The sequence below is a fragment of the Aquipseudomonas alcaligenes NBRC 14159 genome (assembly GCF_000467105.1).
GTDB lineage: Bacteria > Pseudomonadota > Gammaproteobacteria > Pseudomonadales > Pseudomonadaceae > Aquipseudomonas > Aquipseudomonas alcaligenes.
Genome location: NZ_BATI01000016.1, coordinates 1 through 16418, shown reverse-complemented (window position 1 = coordinate 16418; position 16418 = coordinate 1). Strand labels below are relative to the sequence as shown.

Annotated in this window: 16 protein-coding genes; 12 read left to right on the top strand and 4 right to left on the bottom strand. The window is 62.8% G+C overall.

Annotated features, from left to right (window positions below):
• Window positions 1-77 precede the first annotated feature (77 nt).
• The 10 genes from glyQ (at window position 78) to PA6_RS10135 (ending at window position 10418) form a co-directional block, all read left to right on the top strand.
• On the top strand, window positions 78-1025 hold the full coding sequence (glyQ, locus tag PA6_RS10180; protein WP_021700831.1) for a glycine--tRNA ligase subunit alpha: 948 nt from the start codon (window positions 78-80) through the stop codon (window positions 1023-1025).
• Complete coding sequence (glyS, locus tag PA6_RS10175) at window positions 1022-3076, top strand: glycine--tRNA ligase subunit beta (RefSeq protein ID WP_021700830.1); 2055 nt, start codon at window positions 1022-1024, stop codon at window positions 3074-3076. Before glyQ ends, glyS begins: the two co-directional genes overlap by 4 nt.
• Window positions 3077-3122: 46 nt before the next feature.
• Window positions 3123-3653 (top strand): D-glycero-beta-D-manno-heptose 1,7-bisphosphate 7-phosphatase, encoded by a 531-nt coding sequence (gene gmhB, locus PA6_RS10170; RefSeq protein WP_021700829.1) that lies wholly within the window; start codon window positions 3123-3125, stop codon window positions 3651-3653.
• A gap of 15 nt (window positions 3654-3668) precedes the next feature.
• Entirely contained in the window at window positions 3669-4442 is a 774-nt protein-coding gene (locus PA6_RS10165) for a lysophospholipid acyltransferase family protein (RefSeq protein WP_021700828.1), read from the top strand.
• Between the two features lie 234 nt (window positions 4443-4676).
• Window positions 4677-5300: a CDP-alcohol phosphatidyltransferase family protein gene (locus tag PA6_RS10160; protein ID WP_021700827.1), complete on the top strand. Its 624-nt coding sequence runs from the start codon at window positions 4677-4679 to the stop codon at window positions 5298-5300.
• Window positions 5301-5310: 10 nt separating this feature from the next.
• The gene (locus tag PA6_RS10155) at window positions 5311-7065 is read left to right on the top strand and encodes a bifunctional alpha/beta hydrolase/class I SAM-dependent methyltransferase (RefSeq protein WP_021700826.1); all 1755 of its coding nucleotides are present in this window, start codon (window positions 5311-5313) and stop codon (window positions 7063-7065) included.
• Window positions 7065-8402, top strand: coding sequence for a phosphatase PAP2/dual specificity phosphatase family protein (locus tag PA6_RS10150; RefSeq protein ID WP_021700825.1), 1338 nt, complete (start codon window positions 7065-7067; stop codon window positions 8400-8402). The genes PA6_RS10155 and PA6_RS10150 overlap by 1 nt, the downstream gene beginning before the upstream one ends.
• Window positions 8392-8847: a hypothetical protein gene (locus PA6_RS10145; RefSeq protein WP_021700824.1), complete on the top strand. Its 456-nt coding sequence runs from the start codon at window positions 8392-8394 to the stop codon at window positions 8845-8847. The genes PA6_RS10150 and PA6_RS10145 overlap by 11 nt, the downstream gene beginning before the upstream one ends.
• 13 nt (window positions 8848-8860) lie before the next feature.
• Window positions 8861-9484 carry a lysophospholipid acyltransferase family protein gene (locus tag PA6_RS10140; RefSeq protein WP_021700823.1) on the top strand — a complete coding sequence of 208 codons (624 nt, stop codon included), beginning with the start codon at window positions 8861-8863 and terminating at the stop codon, window positions 9482-9484.
• 1 nt (window position 9485) lies between these two features.
• Entirely contained in the window at window positions 9486-10418 is a 933-nt protein-coding gene (locus tag PA6_RS10135) for a phosphatidate cytidylyltransferase (protein WP_021700822.1), read from the top strand.
• Window positions 10419-11035: 617 nt separating this feature from the next.
• On the opposite strand, the gene PA6_RS22785 is transcribed toward PA6_RS10135, so the two are convergent.
• Window positions 11036-11248, bottom strand: a complete 213-nt coding sequence (locus PA6_RS22785) for a type II toxin-antitoxin system CcdA family antitoxin (RefSeq protein ID WP_021700821.1) — start codon at window positions 11246-11248, stop codon at window positions 11036-11038.
• Between the two features lie 207 nt (window positions 11249-11455).
• Here PA6_RS22785 and PA6_RS10130 point away from each other — a divergent pair, with 207 nt between their 5' ends.
• Window positions 11456-13252: a GmrSD restriction endonuclease domain-containing protein gene (locus PA6_RS10130; RefSeq protein ID WP_021700820.1), complete on the top strand. Its 1797-nt coding sequence runs from the start codon at window positions 11456-11458 to the stop codon at window positions 13250-13252.
• A 70-nt stretch (window positions 13253-13322) separates the two neighbouring features.
• On the top strand, window positions 13323-13775 hold the full coding sequence (locus PA6_RS22470) for a hypothetical protein (RefSeq protein WP_021700819.1): 453 nt from the start codon (window positions 13323-13325) through the stop codon (window positions 13773-13775).
• Here PA6_RS22470 and PA6_RS10120 read toward each other — a convergent pair.
• From PA6_RS10120 to PA6_RS10110, 3 genes are read right to left on the bottom strand one after another with little or no spacing between them, the layout of a single operon-like run.
• On the bottom strand, window positions 13772-14629 hold the full coding sequence (locus tag PA6_RS10120) for an OST-HTH/LOTUS domain-containing protein (RefSeq protein ID WP_021700818.1): 858 nt from the start codon (window positions 14627-14629) through the stop codon (window positions 13772-13774). The genes PA6_RS22470 and PA6_RS10120 overlap by 4 nt on opposite strands.
• A 16-nt stretch (window positions 14630-14645) precedes the next feature.
• The gene (locus PA6_RS10115) at window positions 14646-15509 is read right to left on the bottom strand and encodes an Nmad3 family putative nucleotide modification protein (RefSeq protein ID WP_021700817.1); all 864 of its coding nucleotides are present in this window, start codon (window positions 15507-15509) and stop codon (window positions 14646-14648) included.
• Window positions 15509-16174: an Nmad2 family putative nucleotide modification protein gene (locus PA6_RS10110; protein WP_021700816.1), complete on the bottom strand. Its 666-nt coding sequence runs from the start codon at window positions 16172-16174 to the stop codon at window positions 15509-15511. Before PA6_RS10110 ends, PA6_RS10115 begins: the two co-directional genes overlap by 1 nt.
• Between the last annotated feature and the right edge of the window lie 244 nt (window positions 16175-16418).

The window sequence follows — 16418 nt, the reverse complement described above, 5'->3', positions numbered from 1 at the left end:
GTGCCGCCACATCCAGCGCAAGCCTGATCAGGTATACTGCGCGGCTTTACGCCAACGCCTCGATACCGGTGAAATTCGTGAGCCAGAACAAGCCCGACGTGAGCACCTTCCAAGGCCTGATCCTCGCCCTGCAAAGCTATTGGGCCGAGCAGGGCTGCGTGATCCTGCAGCCCTATGACATGGAAATGGGTGCCGGCACCTTCCACACCGCCACCTTCCTGCGCGCCATCGGTCCGGAGACCTGGAACGCCGCCTACGTCCAGCCCTCGCGCCGCCCGGCCGACGGCCGCTACGGCGAGAACCCCAACCGTCTGCAGCACTACTACCAGTTCCAGGTGGTGCTGAAGCCGAACCCGGAAAACATCCAGGACCTATACCTGGAGTCGCTGCGCCGCATCGGCGTCGACACCCTGGTGCACGACATCCGCTTCGTCGAAGACAACTGGGAATCGCCGACCCTCGGCGCCTGGGGTCTGGGCTGGGAAGTCTGGCTGAACGGCATGGAAGTCACCCAGTTCACCTACTTCCAGCAGGTCGGCGGCGTCGAGTGCTACCCGGTCACCGGCGAGATCACCTACGGTCTGGAACGCCTGGCCATGTACCTGCAGGGCGTCGACTCGGTGTATGACCTGGTCTACTCCGACGGCCCGTTCGGCAAGGTCACCTACGGCGACGTGTTCCACCAGAACGAAGTGGAGCAGTCCACCTTCAACTTCGAGCACGCCAACGTCGACAAGCTGTTCGACCTGTTCGATTTCTACGAGTCCGAAGCCAACCGTCTGATGCAGCTGCAGCTGCCGCTGCCGGCCTACGAAATGGTGATCAAGGCCTCGCACAGCTTCAACCTGCTCGACGCCCGCCGCGCCATCTCGGTGACCGCGCGTCAGCAGTACATCCTGCGTGTGCGCACCCTGGCACGGAACATCGCCCAGAGCTACCTGCTGGCCCGCGCCAAGCTCGGCTTCCCGATGGCCACCCCCGAACTGCGTGACGAAGTCCTGGCCAAGCTGGAGGCGCAAGCATGAGTGCACATGATTTCCTGGTCGAACTGGGCACCGAAGAGCTGCCACCCAAGGCCCTGAAGAGCCTCGGCGAGGCCTTCCTGGCGGGCGTCGAGAAAGGCCTCAAGGCCGCCGGCCTGGGCTACCAGAGCGCCCGTTACTACGCCGCGCCGCGCCGCCTGGCCGTGCTGGTCGAGGCCCTGGCCAGCCAGCAGCCGGACCGCACCGTCAACCTCGACGGGCCGCCCGTGCAGGCCGCCTTCGACAAGGACGGCAACCCGACCCAGGCCGCCCTCGGCTTCGCCAAGAAGTGCGGCGTCGAGCTGAGCCAGATCGACCAGAGCGGGCCGAAGCTGAAGTTCAGCCAGAGCATCGCCGGGCAGAGCACCGTCAGCCTGCTGCCGGGCATCGTCGAAGCCTCCCTGAATGAACTGCCGATTCCCAAGCGCATGCGCTGGGCCGCGCGCAAGGAAGAGTTCGTCCGTCCGACCCAGTGGCTGGTCATGCTGTTCGGCCAGCACGTGGTCGACTGCGAGATCCTCGCCCAGAAGGCCGGGCGCATGTCCCGTGGCCACCGCTTCCACGCCAATTACGAAGTGGCGATCGAGAGCCCGGCCAGCTACTCCCACGACCTGCGCGGCGCCTTCGTGGTCGCCGACTTCGCCAAGCGCCGTGAGCAGATCGCCAAGCGCGTCGAGGAACTGGCCAAGGCCGAGAACGGCACTGCCATCGTGCCGCCGGCGCTGCTGGATGAGGTGACTGCCCTGGTCGAGTGGCCGGTGCCGCTGGTCTGCTCCTTCGAGGAACGCTTCCTCGAGGTGCCGCAGGAAGCGCTGATCGCCACCATGCAGGACAACCAGAAGTACTTCTGCCTGGTCGACGGCAACGGCAAGCTGCTGCCGCGCTTCATCACCGTGGCCAACATCGAGAGCAAGGACCCGGCGCAGATCGTCGCCGGAAACGAGAAGGTGGTGCGCCCGCGCCTGACCGACGCCGAGTTCTTCTTCAAGCAGGACAAGCGCCAGCCCCTGGAGAAACGCAACCAGCGCCTGGCCAACGTGGTGTTCCAGGCCCAGCTCGGCAGCGTGTACGACAAGGCCGAGCGCGTGTCGAAACTCGCCGCCTTCATCGCCGAGCGCATCGGCGGTGACGCCAGCCGCGCCGCACGCGCCGGCATCCTGTCCAAGTGCGACCTGGCCAGCGAGATGGTCGGCGAGTTCCCGGAAATGCAGGGCATCGCCGGCTACTACTACGCCAAGCACGACGGCGAGCCGGAAGACGTGGCCCAGGCGCTGAACGAGCAGTACATGCCGCGCGGCGCCGGCGCCGAACTGCCGCAGACCCTGACCGGCGCCGCCGTGGCGGTGGCCGACAAGCTCGACACCCTGGTCGGCATCTTCGGCATCGGCATGCTGCCGACCGGCTCCAAGGACCCCTACGCCCTACGCCGCGCCGCACTGGGCGTGCTGCGCATCCTGATCGAGAAGCAGCTGGACCTCGATCTGGTCGAGGCCGTTGGCTTCGCCGTCGGCCTGTATGGCGACAAGGTCAAGGCCGAGGGCCTGGCCCAGCAGGTGCTGGACTTCATCTTCGACCGCCTGCGTGCGCGCTACGAGGACGAAGGCGTGGACGTGGCCGTGTACCAGGCCGTGCGCGCCCTCAGCCCGGCCGCACCGCTGGACTTCGACCAGCGCGTGCAGGCCGTGCAGGCCTTCCGTCAGCTGCCGGAAGCGGCCGCTCTGGCCGCCGCCAACAAGCGCGTGTCGAACATCCTGGCCAAGGCCGAAGGCCAGCTGCCGGCCGCGGTGGACGCCAAGCTGCTGGAAGCCGGCGCCGAGCAGACCCTGGCCCAGGCCGTGGCTGCCGCCGCCCAGGCCGTGGCGCCGATGGCCGCCGCGCGCTGCTACCGCGAGGCCCTGGCCCAGCTGGCCAGCCTGCGCGAGCCGGTGGATGCGTACTTCGACGCGGTGATGGTCAATGCCGAGGATGCCGCCGTGCGGGCCAACCGCCTGGCGCTGCTGAACCAGCTGCGCGGCCTGTTCCTGGGCGTCGCCGATATCTCCCTGCTGGGCTGACGGGCACACCGGGCGGCCTGTGCCGCCCGGTGGCTCGGGTAACTGCATGAAACTGCTGATTCTCGACCGCGACGGCGTCATCAACGAAGACTCCGACGCCTACATCAAGTCGCTCGACGAGTGGATTCCGATCCCCGGTTCGATCGCCGCCATCGCTCGCCTGAGCAAGGCTGGCTGGACCGTGGCCGTGGCCACCAACCAGTCGGGCCTGGCCCGCGGCTACTACGACGCGGCCACTCTGGACACGATGCACGCGCGCCTGCGTGAGCTGGTGGCGGAGCAGGGCGGCGAAGTCGGCCTGATCGTGCATTGCCCGCACGGCCCGGACGACGGCTGCACCTGCCGCAAGCCGAAACCCGGCATGCTGCAGCAGATCGCTGCGCACTACGGCACGGAACTCGCAGGCGTCTGGTTCGTCGGCGACAGCAGCGGTGACCTGGAGGCGGCGCTGGCCGTCCATTGCCAACCCGTGCTGGTGAAGACCGGCAAGGGCCAGCGCACGCTGGCCAAGCCATTGCCAGCGGGAACCCTGATATTCGATGATCTGGCGGCCATAGCCGATCAGCTTCTTCTCTAGAGAACGCGAGCCCCCATGACGACAGTGCAGGCCATCAGAACCTTCTTCTTCTACCTGCTGCTGTCCTCCAGCTCCTTCTTCTGGTGCATCTTCTGCGTGTTCATCGCGCCTTTCCTGCCATTCCGCGCGCGCTACCGCCTGGTGATCCAGACCTGGTGCCGCTGCGCCACCTGGCTGGCCAAGGTGGTGGCGGGCATCCACTACGAAGTCCGCGGCCTGGAAAACATCCCGCAGCAGCCCTGCGTGATCCTGGCCAAGCACCAGAGCACCTGGGAAACCTTCTTCCTCTCCGCGCTGTTCGAGCCGCTGTCGCAGGTGGTCAAGCGCGAACTGCTGTACGTGCCGTTCTTCGGCTGGGCCATGGCCATGCTCAAGCCCATCGCCATCGACCGCAGCAACCCCAAGGCCGCCCTCAAGCAACTGGCCAAGCAGGGCGACGAACGCATCAAGCAGGGCGCCTGGGTGCTGATCTTCCCCGAGGGTACGCGCATTCCACCGGGGCAGATCGGCAAGTTCTCCCGCGGCGGCGCTGCCCTGGCGGTGAACGCCGGCCTACCGGTACTGCCGATCGCACACAACGCCGGCGAGTTCTGGCCCAAGCAGGGCTGGGCCAAGTACCCGGGCACCATCCAGGTGGTCATAGGTCCGGTCATGCACGCCGAGGGAGAGGGCCCGCGCGCCATTGCCGAGCTCAACGAGCGCGCCTACGCCTGGGTGGCCCAGACCCAGCAACAGATCAGCGGCGTAGCACCACAGGCCGTCTCCGAAGGCGCCTCGGGCATCGCCTGACGCGCCTGTGGATAAGCTGTGCGCGAAATACCGGCGCATTGCCATTATCGCGTCCAACACCCTGTTTCATATGGACTTTTAACTGCGCCCGAGAGGCCGTGCAGCGGGGCATAAGTTTTCACCGCAACCGGCGTCATGGACGAATTCGGCAATGCCGCACAGTCTTGCCGGAACGCCGGGCGGGCAAAGCGAGTAAGCTAGGCGGACCCGCATCGTGAAAGGGATTTTCGCTCCATGCCGTCCATCTACCAGCTCAAACCTCGCTTCCAGAATCTGCTGCGCCCCGGTGTGCAGCGCCTGTATGCGCAGGGCATCACCGCCAACCAGGTGACCCTCGCCGCCGCCGCGGTGTCCGTGCTGCTCGGCGCGCTGCTGGCCTGGCTGCCACAGCACACCTGGCTGTTCGCCCTGATTCCTTTGTGGATGCTGCTGCGCATGGCGCTGAACGCCGTGGACGGCATGCTCGCCCGCGAGTTCGGCCAGCAGTCCAAACTCGGCGCCTACCTCAACGAGCTGAGTGACGTGGTCGCCGACAGTGCCCTGTACCTGCCCTTCGCCCTGCTCGCCGGCGTTTCGCCGACCCTGGTGGTGCTGGTGGTGGTGCTGGCGGTGATCAGCGAATACGCCGGCGTGCTCGGCCCGATGGTCGGTGCCTCGCGCCGCTACGACGGCCCCATGGGCAAGAGCGACCGCGCCTTCTGCTTCGGCGTTCTGGGCGCCGGTGTGGCGTCCGGCCTGTTGCCGTCGTCTTGGATAAACGGGCTGCTAGCGGTGATCCTGCTGTTGCTGCTGGCGACTCTGGTCAACCGCGTGCGCCAAGGCCTGGCCGAGGTGGCACAAACCTCTCAATCGGAATAAGGATATTTCGATGCGCGACTGCAAGACGGCTGTCTTCCTCACCCACGATGGCGTGGAGCTGCTCTATCGCCACTGGCCCGCCACTCACCCCGGCGCAGGCCCGCGCAAGGCGGTGGTGATGTTCCACCGCGGCCACGAGCACGGCGGGCGCATGGCCCACCTGCCCGCCGAGCTGGATCTGCCCGACTACGACTTCTTCGCCTGGGATGCCCGCGGCCACGGCCTGTCACCCGGCGCCCGCGGTGACAGCCCGAGCTTCGCCACCAGCGTGCGCGATGTGCAGACCTTCCTCGATCACCTCAGTGCGACGCATGCCATCGAGCAGTCCGACATGGCCGTGCTGGCGCAGAGCGTGGGTGCCGTGATCATTAGCACCTGGGCCCACGACTACGCGCCCAAGGTACGCTGCCTGGTGCTCGCCTCGCCGGCGTTCAAGGTCAAGCTCTACGTGCCCTTCGCCCGCCCGGGCCTGAAGCTGCTGCGCCAGTGGCGCGGCAACTTCTTCGTCAACAGCTACGTCAAGGCGCGCTTCCTCAGCCACGATCCCGAGCGCATCGCCTCGTTCGAGAACGACCCGCTGATCACCCGGCCGATCTCGGTCAACATGCTGCTGGGGCTCTACGACGCCGCCGAGCGCGTGGTCGCCGATGCCCAGGCGATCCAGATCCCGACCCAGCTGCTGATCTCCGGCGCCGACTTCGTCGTGCATCGCAAACCGCAGGAGCAGTTCTTCGAGCGCCTGGGTAGCCTGCGCAAGGAGAAGCACATCCTCCCTGGCTTTTTCCACGACACCCTTGGCGAGCGCGACCGCGCCCATGCGCTGAGCCGTGCGCGACGCTTCATCCTGGAAAGTTTCGAGCAGCCGGCCGCGCGTCCCTCGCTGCTGGATGCCGACCGTTTTGGCTGGAGCTGCGCCGAGGCCGAGAGCCTGTCTGCGCCACTGCCGAAGAACTCCTTCGGCGACCTGTACTGGCACGCGACCCGCGCCGGCCTCAAGCTCGGCAGCGGGCTGTCCGACGGGGTGAAGCTGGGCTTCGCCACCGGCTTCGATTCCGGCAGTACCCTGGACTACGTCTACCGCAACCAGCCGTCCGGCAAGTCCGCGCTGGGCCGCCTGATCGATGCGAACTACCTGAACTCCATCGGCTGGCGTGGCATCCGCCAGCGCAAGCTGCATGCCGAGGAACTGCTGCGCCTGGCCATGGGCCGGCTGCGCGAGGCGGACAAGGCGGTGCGCATCGTCGACATCGCCGCCGGCCACGGCCGTTACATCCTCGAATCCCTCGAAGGCCTGGAGCACAAGCCGGACGCGATCCTGCTGCGTGACTACAGCGAGATCAACGTACGCGACGGCAGTGCGCTGATCGCGCAGAAGGGCCTCGGCGACATCGCCCGCTTCGTCAAAGGCGATGCCTTCGACCGGGCCGACCTGGCTGCCCTCGATCCCAAACCGACGCTGGCGGTGGTCTCCGGCCTGTACGAGCTGTTCGGCAGCAACCAGATGATCGGCGACTCGCTGGCCGGCCTGGCCGCGGCGGTCGAGGAGGGTGGCTACCTGGTCTACACCGGCCAGCCCTGGCACCCACAGCTGGAACTGATCGCCCGCGCCCTAACCAGCCACCGCCAGGGCCAGGCCTGGGTGATGCGCCGACGCAGCCAGGCGGAAATGGACCAGCTGGTGGAGGCCGCCGGTTTCCGCAAGCTGGAACAGCGCATCGACGAATGGGGCATCTTCAGCGTGTCCCTGGCCCAGCGGGTGTCCTGATGCAGGCCGCCCGCGAAACCGGATTGTGGAAGCGCGGGGTTCTTTGGCTGTTGCTGCTCGGCCCGCTGTTCTTCGCCAGCTACGGCTTCGCCAACTGGCTGACTGCGCAGCGCGAGGATGTCGGCAGCCTGGTGTTCGCCTGGGAAAGCGCAATGCCGCTGTGGCCCTGGAGCATCGTGCCCTACTGGTCGATCGACCTGCTCTACGGCCTGTCCTTCCTGCTCCCGGCCACTCGCCGGGAGATGGACCGCCACGCCCTGCGCCTGCTTACGGCACAGGTCATCTGCGTCGCCTGCTTCCTGCTCTGGCCGCTGCGCTTCACTTTCGAACGTCCGGAGCTGGACGGCTTCTTCGGCTGGATGTTCGATGTGCTGATGGGCTTCGACAAGCCGTTCAACCAGGCGCCCTCGCTGCATATCGCCCTGCTGGTGGTGATCTGGGTGATGTTCGCCCGCCATACCCGCGGCCTGCTGCTGCGTGGCCTGCTGCATGGCTGGATGGCGCTGATCGGCCTGTCGGTGCTGACCACCTGGCAGCATCACTTCATCGATGTCCCCACCGGCGCCCTGGCCGGCTGGCTGTGCGTCTGGCTCTGGCCAATAGAGGACCGCAGCCCGCTGCACAACCTGCGCCTGGCCCGCGAGCCACAGCGCTGGCGTCTAGCGCTGCGCTACGGGCTCGGCAGCGCGATCTGCGCCGCCCTGGCGGTCAATCTCGGCGGCGCCTGGCTGTGGCTGCTGTGGCCCTGCGCATCGCTGCTGCTGGTAGCGCTGAATTACGCACTGTTCGGCGCGGCCGGCTTCCAGAAGCACGCAGACGGCTCGCTGAGTTCGGCCAGCACCTGGCTATTGGCGCCCTATCTGCTTGGAGCTTGGGTCAACTCGCGGCTATGGACACGCAAGCACCCACAACCGGATCAGGTGGTGGAGGGCGTCTGGCTCGGCCGCGTGCCAAGCGCGCGTGAAGCGGCGCCCTTCGCTGCCGTGCTCGACCTCAGCGCCGAGCTGCCGGTGCGCCTGCCCGGCAAGACCTATCGCAACCTGCCACTACTCGACCTGGTCGCCCCGGATAGCGAGGCGTGCCGTCAGGGCGCCGAGCTGATCGAACAGTTGCGCCAGCAGGGTCCGCTGCTGGTCTGCTGCGCCCTCGGCTACTCACGCAGCGCCACCCTGGTCGCCGCCTGGCTGCTGCACAGCGGCTGCGCCGACAGCGTCGAGCAGGCCATCGCGATGATCCGCGCCGCGCGGCCAAGGATTGTCCTTGGCGATGCCCAGCGCATAGCGCTGCAGGGTCTGCTGCAACCCTCGGCGAATCTGGAGATGGCCCATGGCCTCTGAGATGCAACTCACTCTGGTCGCCGGCCTGCTGGGCCGTGGCCGTGGCCTGGACCTGCTGTCCAACACGCTGACCCTGCTGGCCCTGGCCTATGGTCTGGCGCCGCTGCTCGGTGCACCACCCAGCGCCGCCAGCGCTGTGGTCTGCGGCCTGCTGGTGATGCTCGGCCTGGCACAGAAGTACTGGGCCATCCGCGTGGCACTGGACGCTGAACTGTTCGCCCGCCTGGCCGGCGATACCGCTCGTCTCGCCATGCACACCACCGACCTCGACCAGGCGCTGCACAGCCTTGGTCTGCAACCCACCGACGCTGCGCCTCGCGACTGGCTGCAACGTAGCCACGCCGCGCTCCGTCTGCTGCGCCTGCAGGCAGCCTGGCTGGTGGCGCAGCTGTTGCTGGCCCTGGTCGTCATTCTCGCCACCCCCTGGCTTTCCCTGGCTGGATAAAGGAGTCATATCCATGCTCGCTTCGCTCACTGCCTTCGCCATCACCTCGGCAGCTCGCCTGCTGACCGGCGCCCGCGCCCTCTGGCTGGGCTGCACGGCCCAGCCGACACAAAGGCTGTATTTCGCCAACCACAGCAGCCACGGCGACTTCGTGTTGCTGTGGGCCTCCCTGCCACCGGAGCTGCGCCGGCGCACTCGCCCGGTGGCCGGCTCGGACTACTGGATGAAGGGCGATCTGCGCCGCTTTCTGATCCGTGATGTGTTCAACGGTGTACTGGTCGACCGCGACCGCAGCGACCCCAATGCCAACCCGCTGCAATCAATGCTCGATGCGCTGGAACAGGGTGACTCGCTGATCATCTTCCCCGAAGGCACGCGCAACCTCACCGACGAGCAGCTGCTGCCGTTCAAGAGCGGCCTGTACCACCTGGCGCAGGCCAAACCCGATGTGGAACTTGTGCCGGTGTGGATCGCCAACCTCAACCGGGTGATGCCCAAGGGCAGGGCGCTGCCACTGCCACTGCTGTGTACCCTGAGCTTCGGCGCACCGCTCGAACGCCAGGAAGGGGAGGACAAGGCAGCGTTCCTCGAACGCGCCCGTAATGCCCTGCTGGATCTGGCCCCGGAGGTAGTCTGAGATGGATCGCAATACAATCCTGCTGTTCGCCGGCATCGGTGCCGTACTGCTGCTCGCCACTCTGATCGCCCGCGTGCTGCGGCGGCGCGCCGGTGAAGTACCCAACGCGGTAATCGAGAACCTCAACGCGCGGATCGACGCCTGGTGGGCCATGGTGCTGGTCATCGGCATCGCCTTCCTGTTCGGCAACAATGGCGTGATCCTGCTGTTCTACTTCGTGTCCTTCTACGCCCTGCGCGAGTTCCTCACCCTGACGCCGACCCGGCGCAGCGACTATCCGGCACTGGTGGCGGCCTTCTACTTCGCGCTGCCGATGCAGTACCTGCTGATCGCCCTGGACTGGTACGGCCTGTTCGCCATCTTCATCCCGGTCTACCTGTTCCTCCTGCTGCCGATCCTCGCCTCGCTGGGCGGCGATACCACGCGCTTCCTCGAGCGCGCTTCGGAAGTGCAGTGGGGGTTGATGATCGCGGTGTACTGCGTATCCGCCGTGCCGGCGCTGCTGACCCTGGATATTCCCGGCTACGAGGGGCGCAACCTGCTGCTGATCGCCTGGCTGATCATCGTCGTGCAGCTTTCGGACGTGCTGCAGTACGTCTGCGGCAAGCTCGCCGGCAAGCACAAGATCGCGCCCAAGCTATCGCCCTCCAAGACCGTGGAAGGCTTTGTCGGCGGCGTGGCCCTGGCCAGCCTGGTCGGTGCCTCGCTGTTCTGGATCACCCCGTTCAGCTTCTGGCAGGCCGCGCTGATGGCGCTGACCGTCAACCTGCTGGGCTTCGCCGGCGGCCTGGTGATGTCGGCGATCAAGCGCGACCGCGGGGTGAAGGACTGGGGCCACATGATCGAGGGCCACGGCGGCATGCTCGACCGCATGGACTCGGTATGCTTCGCCGCACCGATCTTCTTCCATTTCGTCCGCTACTGGTGGGCCTGATCCGCATCAGCTGTCGCCTCACTCGAGGCGACAGCCGGCTCGCGGAATCCTGAGCCAGCGCTGACGCCGGGCCTGCATGGAATCGCAGGCAACAAAAAACCCGCCGAAGCGGGTTTTTTATGACCTTCCGACATCCTGTCGTCTGCCATCCTGGCGCGGTCTGTCTTCCTTGACCCGGGACATCCAGTTCCCGGTAGGTGTGGGTAGATTAGCCAAGACACGCGGGTGAGGGCAGAAGCCTGTTCCGCCATTGCGTGTAAGCCTTTCGCTATAGCGGCAGAAATAAAAACCCCGGCGCTAGGCCGGGGTTTTCTTTCTGCGACGACTGGGGTGTAGGTGCGCAAAGATAATTGAACTTGACGCACCTGAAAATCAGCCATAGAGAAGAGTTCGGCCAAAGTTAATTTACATGTTGGCCAAAGTTAATCTCGCAAAACCTATTTTTGCGCAAAGTTATTTGACCCTTGCGGAATTGACAAGGCGTCAAGATTTACAAATATCTTTACACCTACGGCGCAAGCAGGCAAGTCCTTAGCTAGCAATCCGGAGCTTCGACCGGAAGGGCGTGCTAGCCTTGGCAGCTGCAGTAGAACTTTTGCGAGCGATGAAAGGAAGTATCAGAAGATCCGCAGGTCATCGCTGAATAGCCCATGGGCCTCCACATACTCGTTGTATGCGCTTATGATTTTGCGATTATCTTCCTGCCACTGATAAACCTTGGCACGCAGCGATTTGAAGTACTGGCCATCCACAGGCTCAGTCGGACTCGATCCAGCCCCTGCAAGCAGCGAATCACGCAAATGTTGTTTCCCACGCTCTATGCGATCCATATCACCCAGCCCTGTTCCTCTTGCCTGCCTGAATGCTCACATGCTTAGGCCACTTGCGCATAGGGCCGCCAGACGAGCGTCAACCAGCTGCTCCTCTTGGCTTTGCACAAGAAAATCTTTGATTGTGCTGGGAACATAGCTGGCTAGACGCGAAGGTACGCGCCTGCTAAATCTCGCTTTAATTTTGCTGATGAAAGGATGCGGTACATGGCAACCCAACGGTACTCTGTCACACCTCACCCAATTGAAACGCTGCTGACCTGGGTGAAGTCCGGTGAGATAGCAATCCCTGAAATTCAGCGTCCTTTTGTCTGGGAAGCCACCAAGGTTCGCAACCTGCTCGACTCGCTATACCAGGGGTACCCGGTGGGCTACCTAATCGCCTGGCGCAATCCTCAGGTGAAGCTCAAGGACGGCTCAACTTCAGCTGGTAAGCGCATTCTGATCGACGGACAGCAACGTGTAACTGCCCTCATGGCGTCGCTGCTCGGCATTGAAGTGCTCACCGATGACTATGAGACCGTTCAAATTCGTATTGCCTTCAACCCCCAGGAAGAACGTTTCGAAGTAGCTAACCCTGCCATTCGAAAAAATACAGCCTGGATCGCTGATGTTTCTGAGGTGTTCAAGTCCTCGACCAGCTTGTTCCAACTGGTAAGTGACTATTGCCAAGTAAACACGGAATGCTCGCAAGACCAGATCTTCAAAATCATCGAAAAGTTGAGAGGGATCATCCATAACCATGTGGGCATCATTGAGCTAGCCGAAGATCTCGACATCGAAACCGTGACCGAAATCTTTATCAGGGTGAACTCGGCCGGAAAACAGCTTTCCCAAGCTGACTTTGCGATGTCGAAGATTGCAGTCAACGAGACCTATGGCGGCAACCTGCTGCGCAAAGCCATCGACTACTTCTGCCACCTTGCCGTCGCCCCTGAATTCTTGACCAAGATTCAAAAGGGCGACCAGCAGTTCGTGGAGTCCGAGTTCTTCGACAAGATGAAGTGGGTGGCCAACGTCAACGATGACATCTACGACCCCACCTATACCGACATGCTGCGAGTGGCCTTCACCTCCGAGTTCGGGCGCGGCAAGCTGCAAGACCTAGTGGCGTTGCTGTCAGGCCGAAACTTTGAAACTAAGCAATATGAGGAGGCGATTGCCGAGGACTCCTTTCTGCGGTTGAAGGACGGTATCCATGCCTTCATCAACAAAACTCATTTTGACCGCATCACCATGATTCTGCGTTCGGCGGGCTTCATCACTAGCGACATGATCAGCAGCCAGAACGCGGTTAACTTTGCCTACATCGTCTACCTACAAGGTAGAAAATCTAACGTCCCCGCCGCCGACCTGGAGCGCTTGGTTCGTCGCTGGTACGCCATGTCGATTCTCACCGGGCGCTACAGTGGCTCACCGGAATCCACGTTTGACTTCGATATACGCCAGATCGCCAGTAAAGGGGTCGTTGACTATGTCGAGTCCGTTATTCCTAACGAACTGCCCGATAGCTTCTGGACAGGCATGCTGCCGCAGTTCATGGACACTTCGTCGATTAAGAGCCCTTACTTCCTCTGCTACAAGGCTGCGCAGGTCAAGCTGGGAGACAAGGGTTTCTTGTCACGCGACATCAGCGTGACCGATCTGCTGCTGAATCGAGCTGACGTCCACCACGTCTATCCCCGCCAGCACCTCAAAGGACAGGGCATGAGCAGTGGAACCTACAACCAAATTGCCAACTATGTAGTGGCTCAGAGCGAGATCAATATCGCCATCGGGGCTAAAGCGCCGGAGCTCTACTTCGCAGAGCTGGCTCGGCAATGCAACGCAGGCGATAAGAAGTACGGCGGCATTACTGAACGTAGCGCCTTGCTCAATAACCTACGCATGAACTGCATTCCAGAAGCCATGCTCGACGGCGAGATCAGCGATTTCCGCGATTTTCTGGAGGAACGCAGGAAGCTAATGGCACTTAAGATTCAACGTTGGTTCGAAACTCTCTAAACGCGGGCCGCATCGGCTCCCGTTAACAAGAAAATCGATGTCCCGTTGTCATCCCACAAAGGAGGTGTAGGTGAGCCAGTCCAGCCAACGCTATGTCGACTTCATTGGCGGCCTGATGCCGCTGTATCAACAGGAAGACGTCCAGGGTTTATGGGGTGCCCGCTCACTCAGAGATGGAACGCTGATCCTGCCTCAGCGGGAGATTGATGATGGCCTGGACGATGACCGAGTTACTGTGTGGTGGCAAGGCGACGTCCAGCGGGCCACCGATACCGATGGTTCTCAACTGGCCAGTATCGCCCTGGTTGATTACGTGCAATTCCACAGCGTGGGCAAAGCCAGCCAGCACGCGACGGATTTGTTAGAGCATCTAAGCCAGCACTTCACCTTCAAGACCGGTGGAAATTTGTACCTCCCATACGCCGAAGAAGAGCTGCGAGCCTTTGGCCGCATTCTGGAGGTCATCAAAAACTACGGGCCCGATCTCGCATTAGATGCCTTGAAAAAGAGCTTAGGGTTCTAGTGCGCCACAGGGCTGCGGTACCAAACCACGGCCCCTCCGGCGTCCACTTGAACCTCCTTCCGGACATCAAATAGCTTGGCCTCGTGCAACACATGACGCCAGCTACTGCAGCCATAGCGCTTAGGTGTCTGGTCAGGGTAGGTCTTAGTGATCCAGCGAATCGCTTCTGACAGCACCGTCCATCCGTCACAGGCCAACAGCCGCTCAGCCTCGCGCAAACAACTAACGACACCGCTGCTGGGCCAATGTACAGAGCCATCGAGCCAGATGCCATTTACAAGCACCTCATGAAAAGCCTGGGACTGCATAAACGACGCCATTTCAGTACGCGCTTCGCCGAGGCTTCTCGCCCAGGTGTGCAGCGTTAAGTAATGCCCATCGATGGTCTCGTAACTGCCATCCAGATGCTGTTCGGCGGCTTCGCAGCCTGCAGGATCCCAGAGGTCGAAACGCTGCAGGAAGTGATGTACCAGCTCGTTACGCAACGCCACCAACTCCTTCAACGCCGCATGGGTATCACTGAACTGCTGCTCCGGGAGCTCAATCTGGTAACGCATGCTGAACCAGGCTCTATCCGGGGAAACATCGTCCGCCGGCTCACGCTCTGCCATTGATGATCGACTAAGGGCGCCCTCGGTCAGCTGGCTGACCAGTGCGCCAAGCGTCTGCTTATGGGTGCTCGCCCGTCGCTCGTCACGGATCGCCAGCAATCGATCTGCCGGGCCACTGATCTCGCTTTCTGCTACCACCGCTTTCAGCAACAGCTCGTATTGCTGTAGCCGCAGCATGCAGCGCCCAAGCTTGCGCTGCACTGTCTGTTGAAGCTCGGGCACAGAATCCACAGTCTCATTCATTTTGAAACGGCTCTGCTCATATCTCCGACGATCTTTCTTCTAGCAGTGAACGCAGCCATTGAACCGGCGCCTCCTGCCCTTGCGTGTCAAAGACAAACTCTTGCCCTCTGGCGGCACTCTTGAGCAGACATTCATGACCCGCCATGCGCCACCGCCCCACATCTTGGTGATAGCTCAGTCGCGACACCCCCTCTACGGGAGCGAAGAAAGCCGGCAGCCTCCAGTACGTCTGAGCACTGCTATTCGGGGCCGTCAGCACAAGCCGTTCATCAAGATACTGAAATACACCAGCCCCAGGCGCATCGGCACGAGTACCGTTGAACACCAACTGCTCTGCCGCCTCATACAGCGTGTTAGCGGCGTCATGCGCGTAGGAAAAATGCGGGTGGTAGCGGGCCCACGCCAAATCTTCGGGCTGCACCTCATCGACGGTGTGGATCTGACCGATTTGTAGCCAGCCCCAAATCACATGGCGGGCCCGCTCAGCCTTCTTGAAGCGCCAGCCCTCAGCCGTCCTCTCGACAACCCTGAACGAGCCAAAGAATACGAATACATCCCCAACCTGTACCCCCTGCTTGCGCAGATGCCCCTGAGCGCTGCCAGTCTGTCCCAATAGGGGCTTCCAGCCAGACAATCGGGGCAGCGCATCGGCTCGCAGATCAGGATCCAGATGCGCAAAATGCCGGTGCCGCTTGGCATCTCCTGTAAGCCCAACGACCAGATCTCCGACGTTCATGTCTGCATAGCTCAAATCACCGTAGGCAATCGGCGAGCCCTTATCGGGGATGGGCAACGACAACATGCGCCCATCTGGGAAGATGGGGCTCGGGCAACCACCGGCTGCCGAATCAAAACCCTTACGACTCAAAATGATGCGCATCACCGACCTCCACACCTGGAGATCGAGGCCGCCTCCTCTTGCGGCCACTGTGTCGGCTTCCCATGCCGGCCCGGCTGGTAGCGCGCTCGGATGAAGGCAATAAAGCGTTCGGCCTGTTCGGCGCCGGACAGCTTGCCATGTGCCGACTGCCCCTGGGGCAATGCCGGCCGCATTACCTCAGGCAACGCGATGGCTTGGGCGCCGAAGTAATAGAACTCCTCTGCAACGAGGACATACTGACCGGATACATCTCGCTGCAGGTCAAACGCACTAGGTGCGTCGTCTCCAACGCGCCAATGGTTCGGATTGGGCAACTGTTCAAAATGCCCAGGCTCGAGCGCGCCAGGCACCAGGGGTCGGTAGATGTTGTCGCCCGCTTTGGGGATGGGGCCGGCCTTGCTCAGATTAGGAATTTTGTCCTGGAATCGTGGATCGCCGTGGTAATCCCGCAAATGCACCTTCTCCCCCACGCGCATCAGGTAGATCAACCGCTCCTCACCGATTCGATCCCCTGAGAGGGCTTTGGAGGTGAACCCGGCAATCCAATCGCCGGTTTTCTTCGCCCAGCGAATCTGGGGTTTGCAGGTGGCCAGGGTCAGGGTGCTGCCAAAAGGGTTCGGCGCGAAACCGGTGTCATGGGTCATCTTGTAGCTGAACAGCCGCATAGGTACCTCCTTGTCCATCACCAGCCAAACCACAGACTAAAAGGCAAAGTGGCGCCCGTCTCAAGCCAATCCAGAGAAATCTGGTTCAACTTACCAAAACCGTCTCACCGAAGAGACCGTGCTGACGGTAGAACGCCAAGTCAAACGGCTCGCCGTACAGGAACACCCCACGGAGTGCTGTATACCCGGCCCAGTGCCGGCATGGTGACTGCCCGATGTGTGGTGGGGAGATCAAGCGTGTACC